The organism is Pseudomonas mandelii (assembly GCF_006438925.1).
In the GTDB taxonomy this organism is placed as follows: Bacteria; Pseudomonadota; Gammaproteobacteria; order Pseudomonadales; family Pseudomonadaceae; genus Aquipseudomonas; species Aquipseudomonas mandelii_C.
The window spans coordinates 450,211-465,933 of the sequence record NZ_RCZA01000002.1; the positions used below are offsets into that span (position 1 = coordinate 450,211).

15 protein-coding genes are annotated in these 15,723 nt (G+C 58.7%); 10 read left to right on the top strand and 5 right to left on the bottom strand.

Annotated elements, in window-relative coordinates; translation table 11 throughout:
- The first annotated feature begins 117 nt into the window (after window positions 1-117).
- Together EAH74_RS05905 and EAH74_RS05910 are read left to right on the top strand one after the other, a co-directional pair.
- Entirely contained in the window at window positions 118-2,067 is a 1,950-nt protein-coding gene (locus EAH74_RS05905; RefSeq protein ID WP_140676977.1) for an LTA synthase family protein, read from the top strand.
- A gap of 54 nt (window positions 2,068-2,121) precedes the next feature.
- Entirely contained in the window at window positions 2,122-2,865 is a 744-nt protein-coding gene (locus tag EAH74_RS05910) for a phosphatase PAP2 family protein (protein WP_140676979.1), read from the top strand.
- 159 nt (window positions 2,866-3,024) lie between these two features.
- On the opposite strand, the gene groL is transcribed toward EAH74_RS05910, so the two are convergent.
- The 4 genes from groL to EAH74_RS05930 form a co-directional block, all read right to left on the bottom strand.
- Window positions 3,025-4,668 (bottom strand): chaperonin GroEL, encoded by a 1,644-nt coding sequence (gene groL, locus EAH74_RS05915; RefSeq protein ID WP_008155543.1) that lies wholly within the window; start codon window positions 4,666-4,668, stop codon window positions 3,025-3,027.
- Window positions 4,669-4,717: 49 nt separating this feature from the next.
- On the bottom strand, window positions 4,718-5,011 hold the full coding sequence (locus EAH74_RS05920; protein ID WP_008155545.1) for a co-chaperone GroES: 294 nt from the start codon (window positions 5,009-5,011) through the stop codon (window positions 4,718-4,720).
- A 249-nt stretch (window positions 5,012-5,260) separates the two neighbouring features.
- Complete coding sequence (locus EAH74_RS05925; RefSeq protein ID WP_140676981.1) at window positions 5,261-5,737, bottom strand: FxsA family protein; 477 nt, start codon at window positions 5,735-5,737, stop codon at window positions 5,261-5,263.
- A 66-nt stretch (window positions 5,738-5,803) separates the two neighbouring features.
- On the bottom strand, window positions 5,804-6,535 hold the full coding sequence (locus tag EAH74_RS05930) for a HugZ family protein (protein ID WP_056742005.1): 732 nt from the start codon (window positions 6,533-6,535) through the stop codon (window positions 5,804-5,806).
- A 167-nt stretch (window positions 6,536-6,702) separates the two neighbouring features.
- On the opposite strand from EAH74_RS05930, the gene EAH74_RS05935 reads away from it, so the two are divergent.
- Complete coding sequence (locus tag EAH74_RS05935) at window positions 6,703-7,461, top strand: SDR family oxidoreductase (RefSeq protein WP_140676983.1); 759 nt, start codon at window positions 6,703-6,705, stop codon at window positions 7,459-7,461.
- 92 nt (window positions 7,462-7,553) lie between these two features.
- On the opposite strand, the gene apbC is transcribed toward EAH74_RS05935, so the two are convergent.
- Window positions 7,554-8,648, bottom strand: coding sequence for an iron-sulfur cluster carrier protein ApbC (gene apbC / locus EAH74_RS05940; protein ID WP_046055352.1), 1,095 nt, complete (start codon window positions 8,646-8,648; stop codon window positions 7,554-7,556).
- 330 nt (window positions 8,649-8,978) lie between these two features.
- Here apbC and metG point away from each other — a divergent pair, with 330 nt between their 5' ends.
- The 7 genes from metG (at window position 8,979) to nth (ending at window position 15,679) form a co-directional block, all read left to right on the top strand.
- Window positions 8,979-11,030, top strand: coding sequence for a methionine--tRNA ligase (gene metG / locus EAH74_RS05945; RefSeq protein WP_123368476.1), 2,052 nt, complete (start codon window positions 8,979-8,981; stop codon window positions 11,028-11,030).
- Between the two features lie 241 nt (window positions 11,031-11,271).
- On the top strand, window positions 11,272-11,841 hold the full coding sequence (locus tag EAH74_RS05950; protein WP_140676985.1) for an electron transport complex protein RnfA: 570 nt from the start codon (window positions 11,272-11,274) through the stop codon (window positions 11,839-11,841).
- A complete protein-coding gene (gene rsxB, locus EAH74_RS05955; protein ID WP_140676987.1) occupies window positions 11,838-12,848 on the top strand; it encodes an electron transport complex subunit RsxB in 1,011 nt (336 codons plus the stop codon). The genes EAH74_RS05950 and rsxB overlap by 4 nt, the downstream gene beginning before the upstream one ends.
- Window positions 12,835-13,827, top strand: a complete 993-nt coding sequence (locus tag EAH74_RS05960; protein ID WP_140676989.1) for an RnfABCDGE type electron transport complex subunit D — start codon at window positions 12,835-12,837, stop codon at window positions 13,825-13,827. The genes rsxB and EAH74_RS05960 overlap by 14 nt, the downstream gene beginning before the upstream one ends.
- Window positions 13,824-14,435 carry an RnfABCDGE type electron transport complex subunit G gene (locus EAH74_RS05965; RefSeq protein WP_140676991.1) on the top strand — a complete coding sequence of 204 codons (612 nt, stop codon included), beginning with the start codon at window positions 13,824-13,826 and terminating at the stop codon, window positions 14,433-14,435. The genes EAH74_RS05960 and EAH74_RS05965 overlap by 4 nt, the downstream gene beginning before the upstream one ends.
- Window positions 14,428-15,015, top strand: coding sequence for an Rnf-Nqr domain containing protein (locus EAH74_RS05970; RefSeq protein ID WP_140676993.1), 588 nt, complete (start codon window positions 14,428-14,430; stop codon window positions 15,013-15,015). The genes EAH74_RS05965 and EAH74_RS05970 overlap by 8 nt, the downstream gene beginning before the upstream one ends.
- A 25-nt stretch (window positions 15,016-15,040) precedes the next feature.
- A complete protein-coding gene (nth, locus tag EAH74_RS05975; protein WP_140676995.1) occupies window positions 15,041-15,679 on the top strand; it encodes an endonuclease III in 639 nt (212 codons plus the stop codon).
- Window positions 15,680-15,723: the final 44 nt, after the last annotated feature.

Sequence of the window (15,723 nt, forward strand, 5' to 3'; positions counted from 1 at the left end):
GAATCGATTCGCTCAACCACATTATGGCGTTAACATGTTTTTCACTATCGATTCACAAGCCGACTACAGTGGCGGTGCGAGAATCCCATGCAACTGTTGTTAAGGAATGTACACACAATGGACCTCTTCAAGACCGCGCCAATGCGCTTTCTCCTGCTCGTGACCGGCACATGGCTGGTCATTTTCTTGCTGACCCGCATGGTTTTGCTGCTCACCCATCTGGATGAGGCCGGTAGCGGATTTCTGTCGGTGTTTGGCATCGGCCTGCTTTACGACCTGGGCTTCATTGTCTACGCAGCACTGCCGATGGGCCTCTACTTGCTGCTCTGCCCACCGGCCTTGTGGCGTCGCCGCGGGCACCGCTGGTTCCTTCAGGGACTGCTAACCGTCAGCCTGTTCGCCATGTTGTTCACCGCGGTAGCCGAGTGGCTATTCTGGGATGAGTTCGGTGTGCGCTTCAACTTCATCGCTGTCGATTACCTGGTGTATTCCGACGAGGTGTTGAACAACCTGTTGGAGTCTTATCCGATCGGTACGCTGCTGAGCATCCTTGCCGTGTTGGCCGTCGCCTTGAGCTTTGCGTTGCGCAAACCTTTCAATGCCGCGCTGGACGCACCGTTGCCGCCACTGCGCGGGCGCCTGCTGAATGCGCTGGGCCTGTTGATTGTCGCGGGGCTGAGCTTGCAACTGCTCAGTCAGGATTCGCCGCGCGCCCAGGGCGGTAACGCCTATCAGAACGAATTGGCGAGCAATGGGCCCTATCAGTTCTTCGCTGCATTCCGTAACAACGAACTGGATTACCCGCAGTTCTACAGCAGCCTGCCACCGGCAATCGTTGCTCAGCAGATTCGTGCCGAACTGAGCGAACCCAACGCGCGTTTCATCGGCGAGGACCCGCAGGACATTCGCCGGATGATCGACAACCCGGGCACTGCGCGCAAACCCAACATAGTGCTGGTGACGATTGAAAGCTTCAGCGCCAAGTACATGGGCAGTAACGGCGACGCCCGCAACCTGACCCCCAATCTCGATGCCTTGCGCAAGCAGAGCCTGTACTTCAATAACTTCTACGCCACCGGCACCCGCACCGATCGCGGCCTTGAGGCCATTACCCTGGCGATCCCGCCAACCCCGGGGCGTTCGATCGTCAAGCGTGTGGGGCGTGAAAGCGGTTTCGCCAGCCTCGGCCAGCAACTCACCGCCGTGGGTTACGACAGCGTGTTCGTCTATGGCGGACGCGGTTACTTCGACAATATGAACGCGTTTTTCAGTGGCAACGGTTACCGTGTGGTGGACCAGACCAGCGTTGAGGAATCAGAAATCCACTTCAAAAATGCCTGGGGCATGGCTGACGAAGATCTCTACAAGCAGACCCTCAAACTGGCCGACGCTGACTACGCGAAACAGCAGCCGTTTCTGCTGCAAGTGATGACCACCTCCAACCATCGTCCTTATACCTACCCCGACAACCGGATTGACATCAAGTCCGGCAACGGTCGTGACGGTGCGGTGAAGTACACCGACTATGCCATTGGTCAGTTCCTCGATCAGGCGCGCCAAAAGCCGTGGTTTGACAATACAATCTTCGTCTTCGTCGCCGACCACACGGCCGGCAGCGCCGGCATGGAAGACTTGCCGATCAGCAACTATCAGATTCCGCTGTTCATCTATGCACCGAAGCTGATCGATGCACGGGAAACCGCGCAACTGGCCAGCCAGATCGACCTGGCGCCAACCTTGCTGGGTTTGCTGAACCTGGATTATCAATCGACCTTCTTTGGCCGTAACTTGCTGCAGGACAATCCACTGCCGCCCCGCGTGGTCGTTGGCAATTACCAGCATCTGGGCTTGTTCGACGGCAAGAATTTGGCGATCCTGAGCCCTCGCCAAGGGCTGCGGCGCCATGATGACGCGCTGACCGAGAGCCGCGAATCCCGGGCCACCGCCAGCGACCCATTGATTGTCCGTGCTATTACCTATTACCAAACCGCCAGTTATGGCTTCAAGCAACAGCTGCTTGGCTGGAAGACGCCCAAGGAGGGCACCGACCAAGTCAGCGCACATTAATCGAATCGCCCCGGGCTGATGCCCCGGGGCTTTTTCCTTTGTTCAGGATCCTCCATGTCATCAATTGCTGTCCGCCCCGCCTCCCGCCCGCTCAATTTCTGGGTGTGCCTAGGCGTTCCCGCCATCGCGGCGATCACTCTGGTGTTGCTCGAACTGACGTCCCTGGACATGGACCTTGCCAAACTATTGTATGACCCGGTTGCGGGTGATTTCATCGGACGGCACAGTTACTTCCTGGAAGACATCCTGCATGACCGTGCCAAGCAAGTGGTCATCGCCTTCTCGGTGTTGGCCATCTTCGGTTTCATCGCCTCCTTTTTCATGGACAGGCTCAAACCGATCAAACGGGAACTGGGCTGCCTGGTGCTGTCTTTGGCTCTGGCTACATCCTTTGTCACCCCAGTCAAAGCAGTGACAGCCGTTCAATGCCCGTGGAGCCTTGAGCAGTTTGGCGGTCACGAAACCTATAGCGAACTGCTCAGCCCTCGCCCGCACACCGATAAACCCGGCCGTTGCTGGCCAGGCGGCCATGCGGCGACCGGTTTCACACTGTTTGCGCTGTTCTTTGTCCTGCGCGATCGTCGTCCGCGTCTGGCACGCAAGGCGTTTGTGTTCGCTTTCGCGTTGGGCACGGTGTTTTCCATCAGCCGGATGATGCAGGGCGCGCACTTCTTTTCGCACAATGTGTGGACGGCGATTTTCTGCTGGCTGATTTGTCTGGGGTCGTATTACTACATCCTGTATCGGCCAGCTTCCAAGGCTGATCGGGTGACCAAGGCAGAATCTGTCAGCGCCTGAGGGAAGATCAAAAGATCGCAGGCTTCGCCAGCTCCTACAGGGGATCGCCTTCTTTTGTAGGAGCTGCCGCAGGCTGCGATCTTTTGACTTTATAGAGGGCAATAAAAAACCCCGCCTGCTTAGCGCAGGCGGGGTTTTTTTTATAGGGGTAAGGCTGGCTTACATCATGCCGCCCATGCCGCCCATACCGCCCATGTCTGGCATGCCGCCGCCAGCTGGACCGTCTTCCTTGATCTCAGCGATCATGGCTTCGGTGGTGATCATCAGGCTGGCAATCGACGAAGCCGCTTGCAGAGCCGAACGAGTCACTTTAGCCGGGTCCAGGATACCCATTTCGATCATGTCGCCGTATTCGCCGGTAGCAGCGTTGTAACCGTAGTTACCCGAACCCTGCTTGACCTTGTCGACAACTACGCTTGGCTCGTCGCCGGAGTTGGCAACGATCTGACGCAGTGGCGCTTCAACAGCGCGACGCAGCAACTGGATGCCAACGTTCTGGTCATCGTTGTCGCCTTTCAGCTCGGAGATAGCCTGCAGAGCGCGAACCAGCGCCACGCCGCCGCCAGGTACCACGCCTTCTTCAACGGCTGCACGGGTAGCGTGCAGGGCGTCTTCAACGCGGGCTTTCTTCTCTTTCATTTCAACTTCGGAACCAGCGCCAACCTTGATCACTGCAACGCCGCCGGACAGTTTGGCCAGACGCTCTTGCAGTTTTTCACGGTCGTAGTCGGACGAAGTGTCAGCCACTTGCTGACGGATCTGCAGAACGCGAGCCTGGATGTCAGCCTCAACGCCGGCACCGTCGATCACGGTGGTGTTTTCTTTGGACAGGATCACGCGCTTGGCATTACCCAGGTGTTCCAGGGTAGTGCTTTCCAGGCTCAGACCGATCTCTTCGGAGATAACGGTACCGCCAGTCAGAACAGCGATGTCCTGCAGCATGGCCTTGCGACGGTCGCCGAAGCCAGGCGCCTTGACGGCTGCAACTTTAACGATGCCACGCATGTTGTTCACAACCAGAGTCGCCAGGGCTTCGCCTTCAACGTCTTCGGCCACGATCAGCAGTGGACGGCCGGCTTTGGCAACGGCTTCCAGTACTGGCAGCATTTCGCGGATGTTCGAGATCTTTTTGTCGACCAGCAGGATCAGCGGACCGTCCAGCTCGGCAGTCATGGTCTCTGGCTTGTTGACGAAGTACGGGGACAGGTAGCCACGGTCGAACTGCATGCCTTCAACAACCGACAGTTCGTTTTCCAGGCCCGAGCCTTCTTCAACGGTGATCACGCCTTCTTTACCGACTTTTTCCATGGCTTCGGCAATGATGTCGCCGATGGAGCTGTCGGAGTTGGCCGAGATGGTGCCGACCTGAGCGATGGCCTTGGTGTCAGCGCAAGGCTTGGACAGGGCTTTCAGCTCTTTGACGATAGCGATGGTCGCTTTGTCGATACCGCGCTTCAGGTCCATCGGGTTCATGCCGGCAGCGACGGCTTTCAGGCCTTCGTTGACGATCGATTGAGCCAGAACGGTAGCGGTGGTGGTGCCGTCGCCTGCGTCATCGTTGGCACGGGAGGCAACGTCTTTGACCAGCTGCGCGCCCATGTTTTCGAAGCGATCTTTCAGCTCGATTTCTTTGGCAACGGACACGCCGTCCTTGGTGATGGTCGGAGCGCCGAAGCTCTTCTCGATGATCACGTTACGGCCCTTAGGGCCCAGGGTCGCTTTTACTGCGTCAGCCAGGACGTTGACACCGGCGAGCATTTTCTTGCGGGCGGAATCGCCGAATTTAACTTCTTTAGCAGCCATGATCGATATTCCTTAAATACTTTGTAGTAGCGGGAAAATGAGCGGGGAATCAGCCTTCGATAACGGCGAGGATTTCGCTCTCGCCAATTACCAGCAGGTCTTCGCCGTCGACTTTCACGGTGTTGCTGCCGGAGTACGGGCCGAACACAACCTTGTCACCCACTTTCACAGCCAGTGCACGCACTTCACCGTTTTCCAGTGCTTTGCCTGGACCTACGGCGAGAACTTCACCCTGGTTTGGCTTTTCAGCAGCCGAACCTGGCAGGACGATACCGCCAGCGGTTTTCTTTTCTTCTTCGCTGCGACGGACGACGACGCGGTCATGCAGAGGACGAAGCTTCATTGTCGATCTCTCCTAATTGTGGTTTTCATCGGCCGGTGTATTCCCGGCGGGTTTAACAAAATCCGGCGGTGCCGGGTGCGGTTCGTCAAGCGAACCGCGGAAGTCTGTCTGGCGTGATCGCCAGAAACCTTGCGGTGACCGTTACATAAGGGCGCATAAGCTTATTACAAGGGCGAGGAAGCAAATTTTTTCAGGTTGCTGCCCCACAAACGAACACGGCACCCGAAGGTGCCGTGCCGGTGGTGTGGATTACTTGGTATCGCGGTGTTCGAATTCGCCTTCGATCACGTTGGGCTCACGGCCCAGCGGCTCGCGGGTCGCAGGGCCGCCACGTGGCTGAAGGTCGTCGGCGAACGCACGCTGACGGATTGCCGCCTCTTCGGCACGCTGGCGCATTTTATTGGCCAACAGTCGACGAGAGAGCGGCAACAACATGATCAGACCCAGCGCGTCAGTGACGAAGCCCGGCAGGATCAACAGACCACCCGCCAGTGCCAGCATCAAACCTTCGAGCATGGTCTGGGCCGGCAGCTCGCCGCGGTTCAGGCTTTCACGAGCACGCAATGCGGTTGCCAGACCAGCGATACGCAGCACGAACACGCCGAGCATCGAGCCGAGAATGACCAGCAGCAGGGCCGGGAAAAACCCGATCGCCCCGCTCACCTTGACGAATACGAACAGCTCCAACACCGGAAACAGTACAAAGAGCAATAAAAAAGGGCGCATCAAATGGTTCCTCAACGCAAGAATGCCTTGCCAGTCTTCCCTAGATGACGTCGCCGATTCGTGAATTCAAGCGTCGGCCACTTCATTTTTCGGCCAATGTTCGGCGTGAGCCAGGAAAACCAAGGCTTCGCGCACTTGTGTCGGCGTATTACACGGCGCTTGAAACGGCAACCAATAGAGCCCCTGGCCAATGCGCAGGTGCATGCCTTCGGTGTCGATACCAGCCAGTTGCGCCGGCTCGGTTTTCGGCAGGCCCGCCAGTTCGACGTAATGGGCGATGGCTTTGGCGTGATCGGCATTCATGTGCTCGACCATGCTCGCTTCGGCTTTTCCGGCGAACGGGTTGGCCAGCGTTAACTGATCGACCCAGTGAATCGCACCGAAGCCGCCGATGTAACGGTGACGTACCGGTTTGAGCACCCAGAAATCGAAATCGTGGGCCTTGTGGTAGCTCTGCGAATCCGGGAAATAGCGGTAGTAACGCTCAGCTGCCGCTTCGATGGCGGCCTCGTCTTCGAGCTTTTCTGCTTCGGCGAGGTAGGTCAGCCGACCAACGGCTTGCACATCTTCAGCCCCGCGCTCACCCACAAACAGTGAACATTTGGGATCTTTCTGCAGGTTGTGGGTGTGCTGGGCGATACGGCTGATAAGGATCAGCGGCCGGCCCTGTTCGTCCAGACAGTACGGAACCACGGAGCCAAACGGGAAACCGGGCATCGCCTTGGAGTGTGTCGAGAGCACTCCACGGTATTCCTTGAGAAGCAATTCTCGGGCATTCTTGGCCGCTTCAACGCTCAATTTATGACTCCTTATTAGAATCCGTCAAAAAAACGGACAGGCGCCTGGGGATAAGTTCCAGTACGCCATCGGGGCAGTTCTCATGTGCAGCCAGGCCATCAGGTGCAGATCGAGAGGCTACTCTCTAAAAGGAAACCACTCCTCTGACCTGCTATTGGGGCATGCGAATGCAACTCACTGACAAAGTAATCATTATCACCGGCGGTTGCCAGGGTTTAGGCCGTTCCATGGCCGAGTATTTCGCCGGTAAAGGCGCGAAGCTGGCGCTGGTAGACCTGAACCAGGAAAAGCTCGACGACGCCGTCGCCGCTTGCAAGGCTAAAGGCGTCGAGGCTCGCGCTTATCTGTGCAATGTCGCCAATGAAGAGCAAGTGACCCATATGGCCACCCAGGTGGCCGAAGACTTCGGTGCGATTCATGGCCTGATCAACAACGCCGGGATCCTGCGCGATGGCTTGCTCATCAAGGTCAAGGACGGCGAGATGACCAAGATGAGCCTGGCTCAGTGGCAGTCGGTCATCGACGTCAATCTGACCGGCGTATTCCTGTGCACCCGTGAAGTCGCGGCCAAAATGATCGAGCTGAACAACAGCGGCACGATCATTAATATCTCGTCGATCTCCCGTGCTGGCAACGCCGGCCAGACCAACTACTCCGCCGCCAAGGCCGGTGTCGCCGCGATGACCGTGACCTGGGCGAAGGAATTGGCACGCTACGGTATTCGTGTGGCAGCCATTGCACCGGGTTTTATCGAAACCGAAATGACGCTGAGCATGAAGCCTGAGGCGCTGGAGAAGATAACGTCCGCGATTCCGCTCAAACGCATGGGCAAGATTGAAGAGATCGCCCATTCGGCGGCCTACATCTTCGAGAACGACTACTTCACCGGTCGGATTCTGGAGTTGGATGGCGGGTTGCGGATCTAAAGCAAGATCAAAAGATCGCAGCCTCGCTTCGCTCGACAGCTCCTACAGGTGTAAGCCAATCCAGGTAGGAGCTGCGATCTTTTTTCAGTGAATCAATCGTCGCTGATGGTGATGTTCGGCATCGCGGGCGAAACCGCTTCCTGCAACACGATCCGCGCGCCGACATGGCGGGCCAGTTCCTGGTAAACCATCGCAATCGGGCTGTCAGGCTCGGCGATCACCGTTGGCTTGCCGCCGTCGGCCTGTTCGCGGATGGCCATCGCCAGCGGTAACGAAGCCAGCAGTTCGACGCCGTACTGGTTGGCCAGTTTCACACCACCACCCTCACCGAACAGATGCTCGGCATGCCCGCAGTTGGAGCAGATGTGCACGGCCATGTTTTCCACCACGCCCAGCACCGGGATGTTGACCTTGCGGAACATCTCCACGCCCTTGCGTGCGTCCAGCAATGCCAGATCTTGTGGCGTGGTAACGATCACCGCGCCGGCCACCGGGACTTTCTGCGCCAGAGTCAGCTGGATGTCACCGGTGCCTGGTGGCATGTCGATGACCAGGTAATCCAGGTCGCCCCAGGCGGTTTGAGTGACCAGTTGCAACAAGGCGCCGGAAACCATCGGCCCGCGCCAGACCATCGGCGTGTTGTCGTCGGTCAGGAACGCCATGGACATGACTTCGACACCATGGGACTCGATCGGAATAAACCACTTCTGATCCTTGACCTTGGGTCGGGTGCCTTCGGGGATGCCAAACATGATGCCCTGGCTCGGTCCGTAAATGTCCGCGTCGAGAATCCCGACCTTGGCGCCTTCGCGGGCCAGGGCCAGAGCCAGGTTGGCGGCGGTGGTTGATTTGCCCACACCGCCCTTGCCGGACGCCACGGCCACCACGTTCTTGACGTTTGCCAGCCCCGGGATCTGCGCTTGAGCCTTGTGCGCGGCAATAACACTGGTGATCTCGACGCGGGCGATGGTCACGCCGTCCAGCCCTTCAATGGCCATTTGCAGCAACTGCGCCCAGCCACTCTTGAACAGACCGGCGGCGTAACCCAGCTCCAGCTGGACGCTGACGCGATCACCCTGAATGTCGATGCCGCGTACGCACCCGGCGCTGACCGGGTCCTGGTTCAGATAAGGGTCGGTGTATTGGCGAAGGACGGCTTCCACCGCTGCGCGATTGACGGCGCTCATGGGCAACTCCGATAGCAAGACTGGAAAATCAGGCGGGTATCCTAACCGTTCTGTCGCCCGGACGGCATGCTTTCAAGATGTCACAAATATCCCATGGCCAGACGCAACCTGTAGCAGCTGGCGAAGCCTGCGTTCGGCTGCGCAGCAGTCGTAAAACCAGACACCGCGGTATTTCAGGTAGTCCGAGTTGTCCGGGTTCACGACTGCTGCGCAGCCGAACGCAGGCTTCGCCAGCTGCTACATGGACCGTGGATACAGGTCGCGGGGGTGAAAAATATGCGCTGGCGCTTTATAGTGGCCGACCTCCGTTTCATCAAGTAGCCGAGCCCCATGTCCGAGCCACGCAAGATCCTCGTCACCAGCGCCCTGCCCTATGCCAATGGTTCGATCCATCTTGGCCACATGCTGGAATATATCCAGACCGATATGTGGGTGCGCTTCCAGAAGCACCGCGGCAATCAATGCATTTATGTCTGCGCCGACGACGCCCACGGTTCGGCCATCATGCTGCGCGCGGAAAAGGAAGGCATCACCCCGGAACAACTGATCGCCAACGTCCAGGCTGAACACAGCGCCGACTTTGCCGAGTTCCTGGTGGACTTCGACAACTTCCACTCCACTCACGCCGAAGAAAACCGTGAGCTGTCGAGTCAGATCTACCTGAAGCTGCGCGACGCCGGGCACATTGCCACGCGCTCGATCACTCAGTACTTCGACCCGGAAAAGAAAATGTTCCTGGCCGACCGCTTCATCAAGGGCACCTGCCCGAAATGCGGCACCGAAGACCAGTACGGCGACAACTGCGAAAAATGCGGTGCGACCTACGCGCCGACCGACCTGAAGGATCCGAAGTCGGCGATCTCTGGCGCCACTCCGGTGCTCAAGGATTCCCAGCACTTCTTCTTCAAGCTGCCGGACTTCCAGGAAATGCTGCAAGCCTGGACCCGCAGCGGCACCCTGCAAGAAGCCGTGGCGAACAAAATCGCCGAATGGCTGGACGCTGGCCTGCAACAGTGGGACATCTCCCGCGATGCGCCGTACTTCGGTTTCGAAATTCCTGACGAGCCAGGCAAATACTTCTACGTCTGGCTCGACGCGCCGATCGGCTACATGGCCAGCTTCAAGAACCTCTGCGACCGCACGCCTACACTTGATTTCGATGCGTTCTGGGGCAAGGATTCCACCGCCGAGCTGTACCATTTCATCGGCAAGGACATCGTCAACTTCCACGCTCTATTCTGGCCAGCCATGCTCGAAGGCGCCGGCTTCCGTAAACCGACCGGCATCAACGTACACGGTTACCTGACCGTCAACGGTCAGAAAATGTCCAAGTCCCGCGGCACCTTCATCAAGGCCCGGACCTATCTCGACCACCTGTCGCCGGAATATCTGCGCTACTACTACGCAGCCAAGTTGAGCCGCGGCGTCGACGACCTGGACCTGAACCTCGAAGACTTTGTGCAGAAGGTCAACTCCGACCTGGTCGGCAAAGTCGTCAACATCGCCAGCCGTTGCGCCGGTTTCATCCACAAAGGCAACGCCGGTGTACTGGTGGCGGGCAATGCCGCGCCGGAACTGACCGAAGCGTTCCTCGCCGCTGCGCCGAGCATCGCCGAAGCCTACGAGGCTCGCGACTTCGCCCGTGCCATGCGCGAAATCATGGGCCTGGCCGACCGTGCCAATGCCTGGATCGCCGACAAGGCGCCGTGGTCGCTGAACAAACAGGAAGGCAAGCAAGACGAAGTCCAGGCCATCTGCGCCCTGGGCATCAACCTGTTCCGCCAGTTGGTGATCTTCCTCAAGCCGGTGCTGCCGCTGCTGGCCGCCGACGCCGAGGCGTTCCTGAACGTCGCGCCGCTGACCTGGAATGATCACGCCACCTTGCTCAGCAACCATCAGCTGAACGAGTTCAAACCGTTGATGACCCGTATCGACCCGGTAAAAGTGCAAGCCATGAGCGACGCCTCGAAAGAAGACCTGACCGCCAGCGCTACCGACACCGGCGACGCTGCACCTGCCGGCAACGGTGAACTGGCCAAGGATCCGCTGTCGCCGGAGATCGAGTTCGATGCCTTTGCCGCTGTCGACCTGCGCGTCGCCCTGATCCTCAAGGCCGAACACGTGGAAGGTGCCGACAAACTGCTGCGCCTGACCCTGGACATCGGTGACGAGCAACGCAACGTGTTCTCCGGAATCAAGAGCGCTTATCCGGATCCGTCCAAGCTCAATGGTCGTCTGACCATGATGATCGCCAACCTCAAGCCACGGAAAATGAAGTTCGGCATCTCCGAAGGCATGGTGATGGCGGCCGGCCCTGGCGGTGAAGAAATCTACCTGCTCAGCCCTGACAGCGGCGCCAAGCCAGGTCAGCGCATCAAGTAAGGTTCTGCTGTAAACCGATCCCACAGTCGTGCCTGGCGCGACTGTGGGATTTTCATGTCTGGCCCATACTATCTCTCAACTCCGGACTCACCTTGTAGGAGCTGTCGAGTGAAACGAGGCTGCGATCTTTTGACCTTGTCTTCAAAAAACAAAGTCAAAAGATCGCAGCCTGCGGCAACTCCTACAGATTTACCCAGCAGCCCAACGATGTGTGGATACGGACGCTTCAGGTAGACAGATCATGACCGAACTGCTTCTTACGCTTATCAGCACTGCCCTGATCAACAACCTCGTGTTGCACTGGCCGCTGGGCGTCGATCCGCTGCTGGACAACGAGCATCGGCAAGTCCACGCGTTGGGCCTTGCGACGACGTGTTTGATGCTGATCGTCGGCACGCTGGGCTACTCGGCCTACCGTTGGTTGCTGGTCCCGCTGGAGCTGACGTCGCTGCGTCTTTTCGTCTTCCTGCCATTAAGCGTTCTGCTGATTGGCCCGCTGCTGAAAGTGCTTTCCCGGTTACTTCCAAAGCTTGCGTTCGATGGCCTCTGGCCCCTGCTGCTGGGCAACGCCGGCGTACTCGGCCTGACGCTGCTCAACGCTCAGGAGGACAAAGGCTTCTTCCACGCCATGGCCCTGAGCCTGGGTGCCGGGCTGGGATTCTGGCTGGTACTGAGCCTGTTCAGCGACTTGCGCCAACGCACAATCGAAAATGATATCCCCCTGCCCTTTCGCGGCCTGCCCATCGACCTGATCGGCGCGGGACTGATTGCAGTGGCCTTTCTCGGATTCAGCGGACTGATCAAAACATGAGTCTGATTCAACGCATCGACGCCCTGTTGCCGCAGACCCAATGCGGCAAGTGCGGCCACCCCGGATGCAAACCGTACGCCGAAGGCATTGCCAGCGGCGAACCGATCAACAAGTGCCCGCCGGGCGGCAACGAAACCATCGCTGCCCTGGCCGAGCTGTTGAAAGTGCCGGTGCTGGAACTGGACGTCAGTCGCGGTTCGGCCCCGGCGCAGATCGCCTATATTCGTGAAGCGGAGTGTATTGGTTGCACCAAGTGCATCCAGGCCTGCCCGGTGGATGCCATTGTCGGCGCGGCGAAATTGATGCACACGGTGATCGTCGATGAATGCACCGGTTGCGACCTGTGCGTAGCGCCCTGCCCGGTGGATTGCATCGAGATGCGGCCGTTGCAGCTGGACACGGCGCTACCGATTGTCGGCGGCCTGGCGTTCAGCCTTGAGGAACAACGCGCCCGGGCGGCCAAGCGCAATCGCGCACGGCGCCGATTTGAACAGCGCAACGCTCGCCTGCATCGCGAAGAAGAACAGAAAATCGCCGAACGTCAGGCCCGAGCCCAGCGCGCCGTCCAGCACAGTGAGGTAGCGACGCTCGACCCGGTTCAAGCCGCTCTTGAGCGAGTCCGAGCACAGAAGGCAGCCAATGCCGATGCGGCGTTGAAAAAAGCCAAGATCGAGCTGGCGATGAGTCGGGCGCAACTGAACAAGTCACTCAAGGCGTTCGGGCATCCGCCGACCTTCGAACAGCAGTCGCAACTGATCGTCCTGCAACAGCAGTTCGAGGTTGCCGAACAGGCGTTGGCGAAACTGGAAATTACTGCACCGCCAGCCGAGGCACCCGTCACTGTGGCGAAAAATGCGCAGCTGAATCGGGCAAAGATCCAGTTGGCCATGCGCCGCGCCGAACTCAAGAAAGCCCAAGCCCGCGAAGCGCCAGCTGAGCAGATCGAAGCCCTGGAACTCGCGGTGAATGAAGCCGAGCGTCAGGTGGATGCCTATGCAGCCCCTTGAATCGGCCGACGAGCGTCTTCAGCAGGCCATGAAGCTGGTATTGCTGGCCACCGTGCCGGGAATGCTGGTGTTTTTCTGGCTGTATGGCTGGGGAGTGTTGATCAACCTGATTCTGACGGGGGTTACCGCACTGGCCGTTGAAGCGGCCGTGTTGCGCTTGCGCAAGCGAGCGCTCAAGCCGACCTTGAGCGACGGCAGCGCACTGGTCAGCGCGACGCTGTTGGCTCTGGCCTTGCCGCCTTATTGCCCGTGGTGGCTGACGGTCTGTGCCGCGGCGTTCGCGATGGTGTTCGGCAAACACTTGTATGGCGGCGTTGGCAAGAACCCGTTCAACCCGGCAATGCTGGGCTTCGCCCTGGTGCTGGTGACCTTTCCCCAACAGATGACCCACTGGCCGTCATTCCATGGACTGGATCTGATCGGCGGTTTGCAGCAGGTGTTCGGGTTCAGCCTCGGTCAGACGCCAGATGCCTGGGTCCAGGCCACGGCGCTGGACAGCCTGCGGATCAACAAAAGCCTGACCATGGATGAACTGTTTGCCGCTAACCCGGCGTTCGGTCATTTCGGCGGCCGAGGCATGGAATGGGTCAACCTGGCCTTTCTGGCGGGCGGCGCGTTTCTGTTACAACGACGGGTGTTCAGTTGGCATGCGCCAGTCGGCATGCTCGCCAGCCTGTTCATCATTAGCCTGCTGTGCTGGAACGGCTCGGGCTCCGACTCCCATGGCTCGCCGCTGTTTCATCTGCTCACTGGTGCGAGCATGCTGGGGGCATTCTTCATCGTTACGGAACCGGTGTCCGGCGCAAAAAGCCCCGGCGCGCGGCTGCTGTTCGGCGCGGGCGTCGGGCTGCTGACGTACCTGATTCGTACCTGGGGTGGTTATCCGGACGGCGTAGCCTTTGCCGTGCTGTTGATGAACCTCTGTGTGCCGGCGCTGGAGCGGTTTGCCGCCTCGAGACTGGAACGGGGTGCGCCATGAGCCGGGCGTCGAGCATTGCGATCCTGGTGTTGCTGGCAAGCCTGGGGATTGGTGCGACTTACCTCCTGCAGCACACCAGCGCGCCGCGCATTGCGGCCGAACAGCGCCTGATCGACAGTCGTAACCTGCTGGACCTGCTCCCTGCTGAAAGCTACGACAATCAGCCGCTGGAACAACCACTCGCTCTCGAAAACACTGGGTTGGCCAACAGCACGCTGCTAGGTGGCTACCTGGCAACCAAGACAGGCCAGACCAGTGCCGTGTTGCTGCGCAGCCAGACCCTGGGTTACGAGGGTTCCATCGAATTGCTGATCGCCATCGGCGCAAACGGCAAGGTGCTGGGCGTAAAAACGCTCAAGCAATCGGAAACTCCGGGGCTGGGCGGTCGACTCGCCGACTGGCCCAATACCTGGCTTCAGGCTTTTTCCGGAAAGTCCCGAACCGAACCTGCCGATAATGGCTGGGCCTTGAAAAAGGATCAGGGGCAATTCGATCAAATGGCGGGGGCGACCATTACTTCGAGAGCGGTCATCAATGCCATCCATGACGCGTTGCGCTATTTCGACGAACATCAGCAACAGTTGATCGGGAGCAGCGCTCATGAATAAGTCATCGACGCTGCAGAATTCTCTGATGCTTGCACCGCTGATCGGTGCCACGGATTCATTGGTGTCCGCTCTGGGCCTGTGGCTGATGTTCATCGTGGTGATCGGTGCCTTTGGAGTGAGCATGGCCGCCTTGCGATCCCGACTTATCCCGGCGACACGTTTGCTTGCCAACGTCCTGCTGGCGGCCACACTGACCAGCTGCACGGAACTCGCCGCGCAAGTCTGGTCGCTGCAATGGCACCAACATGTAGGGTTCTATGCGGGATTGATTGCCTTGCAATGTGTTGTGCTGGAACACACCGGTTTTTTCCAGAGCGCCTGGCGTGATCGCCTGCGCCTGTGTGGCCTGTTCGGCGCGTTGATGGCGGGCCTTGGCGTGCTGCGCGAATTTATCGGCAACGGAACATTCGCAAGCCATCTGCCATGGCTGGCTGGCACTGCGCAAGCGGACTGGCAAGGCTGGGCATTGACCGCTGACGGTGGCTTGCGCCTCGCCACCCTGGCCCCTGGCGGATTCATTCTGCTGGGACTGCTGATCGCCGCACATCAGGCCTGGAATCGCTCGACGCCCCCACACTGACCGCCTTCGAGGAAACGCACTGCCCATGAATGCCGCAAAACGTCTGGAAATTTTTCGCCGATTTCACGAAGACAACCCGGAACCGAAAACCGAACTGGCCTACTCCTCGCCGTTCGAATTGCTGATATCCGTGATTCTCTCGGCGCAGTCGACCGATGTCGGCGTCAACAAGGCCACTGCGAAACTCTATCCGGTGGCCAATACACCGGCGGCGATTTATGCCTTGGGTGTCGAGGGACTGTCGGAATACATCAAGACCATCGGCCTGTTCAACAGCAAAGCGAAAAACGTGATCGAGACCTGTCGCTTACTGATGGAACGTCATGGAGGCGAAGTGCCGCAAACCCGTGAAGAGCTGGAAGCGTTACCCGGCGTCGGCCGCAAGACTGCCAACGTGGTGCTCAATACCGCGTTCCGTCAGCTGACCATGGCCGTGGACACGCATATTTTCCGGGTCAGCAATCGTACCGGCATTGCTCCAGGCAAAAATGTGGTCGAGGTTGAGCAAAAACTGATGAAGTACGTGCCGAAGGAATATCTGCTGGATTCCCATCACTGGCTGATCCTCCACGGACGCTACGTTTGCCTTGCCCGCAAGCCTCGCTGCGGCAGCTGTCGGATCGAAGACTTGTGCGAATACAAGCAAAAGACGTCGGACGATTGAGGCGCTATTAGGTTTTTCAATTTATCGATTGAAAAAATCTTTTT

Coding starts and splice junctions, on each gene's coding strand:
- EAH74_RS05905 (WP_140676977.1), top strand. CDS start 118: ATGGACCTCTTCAAGACCGCGCCAATGCGCTTTCTCCTGCTCGTGACC.
- EAH74_RS05910 (WP_140676979.1), top strand. CDS start 2,122: ATGTCATCAATTGCTGTCCGCCCCGCCTCCCGCCCGCTCAATTTCTGG.
- groL (WP_008155543.1), bottom strand. CDS start 4,668: ATGGCTGCTAAAGAAGTTAAATTCGGCGATTCCGCCCGCAAGAAAATG.
- EAH74_RS05920 (WP_008155545.1), bottom strand. CDS start 5,011: ATGAAGCTTCGTCCTCTGCATGACCGCGTCGTCGTCCGTCGCAGCGAA.
- EAH74_RS05925 (WP_140676981.1), bottom strand. CDS start 5,737: ATGCGCCCTTTTTTATTGCTCTTTGTACTGTTTCCGGTGTTGGAGCTG.
- EAH74_RS05935 (WP_140676983.1), top strand. CDS start 6,703: ATGCAACTCACTGACAAAGTAATCATTATCACCGGCGGTTGCCAGGGT.
- apbC (WP_046055352.1), bottom strand. CDS start 8,648: ATGAGCGCCGTCAATCGCGCAGCGGTGGAAGCCGTCCTTCGCCAATAC.
- metG (WP_123368476.1), top strand. CDS start 8,979: ATGTCCGAGCCACGCAAGATCCTCGTCACCAGCGCCCTGCCCTATGCC.
- EAH74_RS05950 (WP_140676985.1), top strand. CDS start 11,272: ATGACCGAACTGCTTCTTACGCTTATCAGCACTGCCCTGATCAACAAC.
- rsxB (WP_140676987.1), top strand. CDS start 11,838: ATGAGTCTGATTCAACGCATCGACGCCCTGTTGCCGCAGACCCAATGC.
- EAH74_RS05960 (WP_140676989.1), top strand. CDS start 12,835: ATGCAGCCCCTTGAATCGGCCGACGAGCGTCTTCAGCAGGCCATGAAG.
- EAH74_RS05965 (WP_140676991.1), top strand. CDS start 13,824: ATGAGCCGGGCGTCGAGCATTGCGATCCTGGTGTTGCTGGCAAGCCTG.
- EAH74_RS05970 (WP_140676993.1), top strand. CDS start 14,428: ATGAATAAGTCATCGACGCTGCAGAATTCTCTGATGCTTGCACCGCTG.
- nth (WP_140676995.1), top strand. CDS start 15,041: ATGAATGCCGCAAAACGTCTGGAAATTTTTCGCCGATTTCACGAAGAC.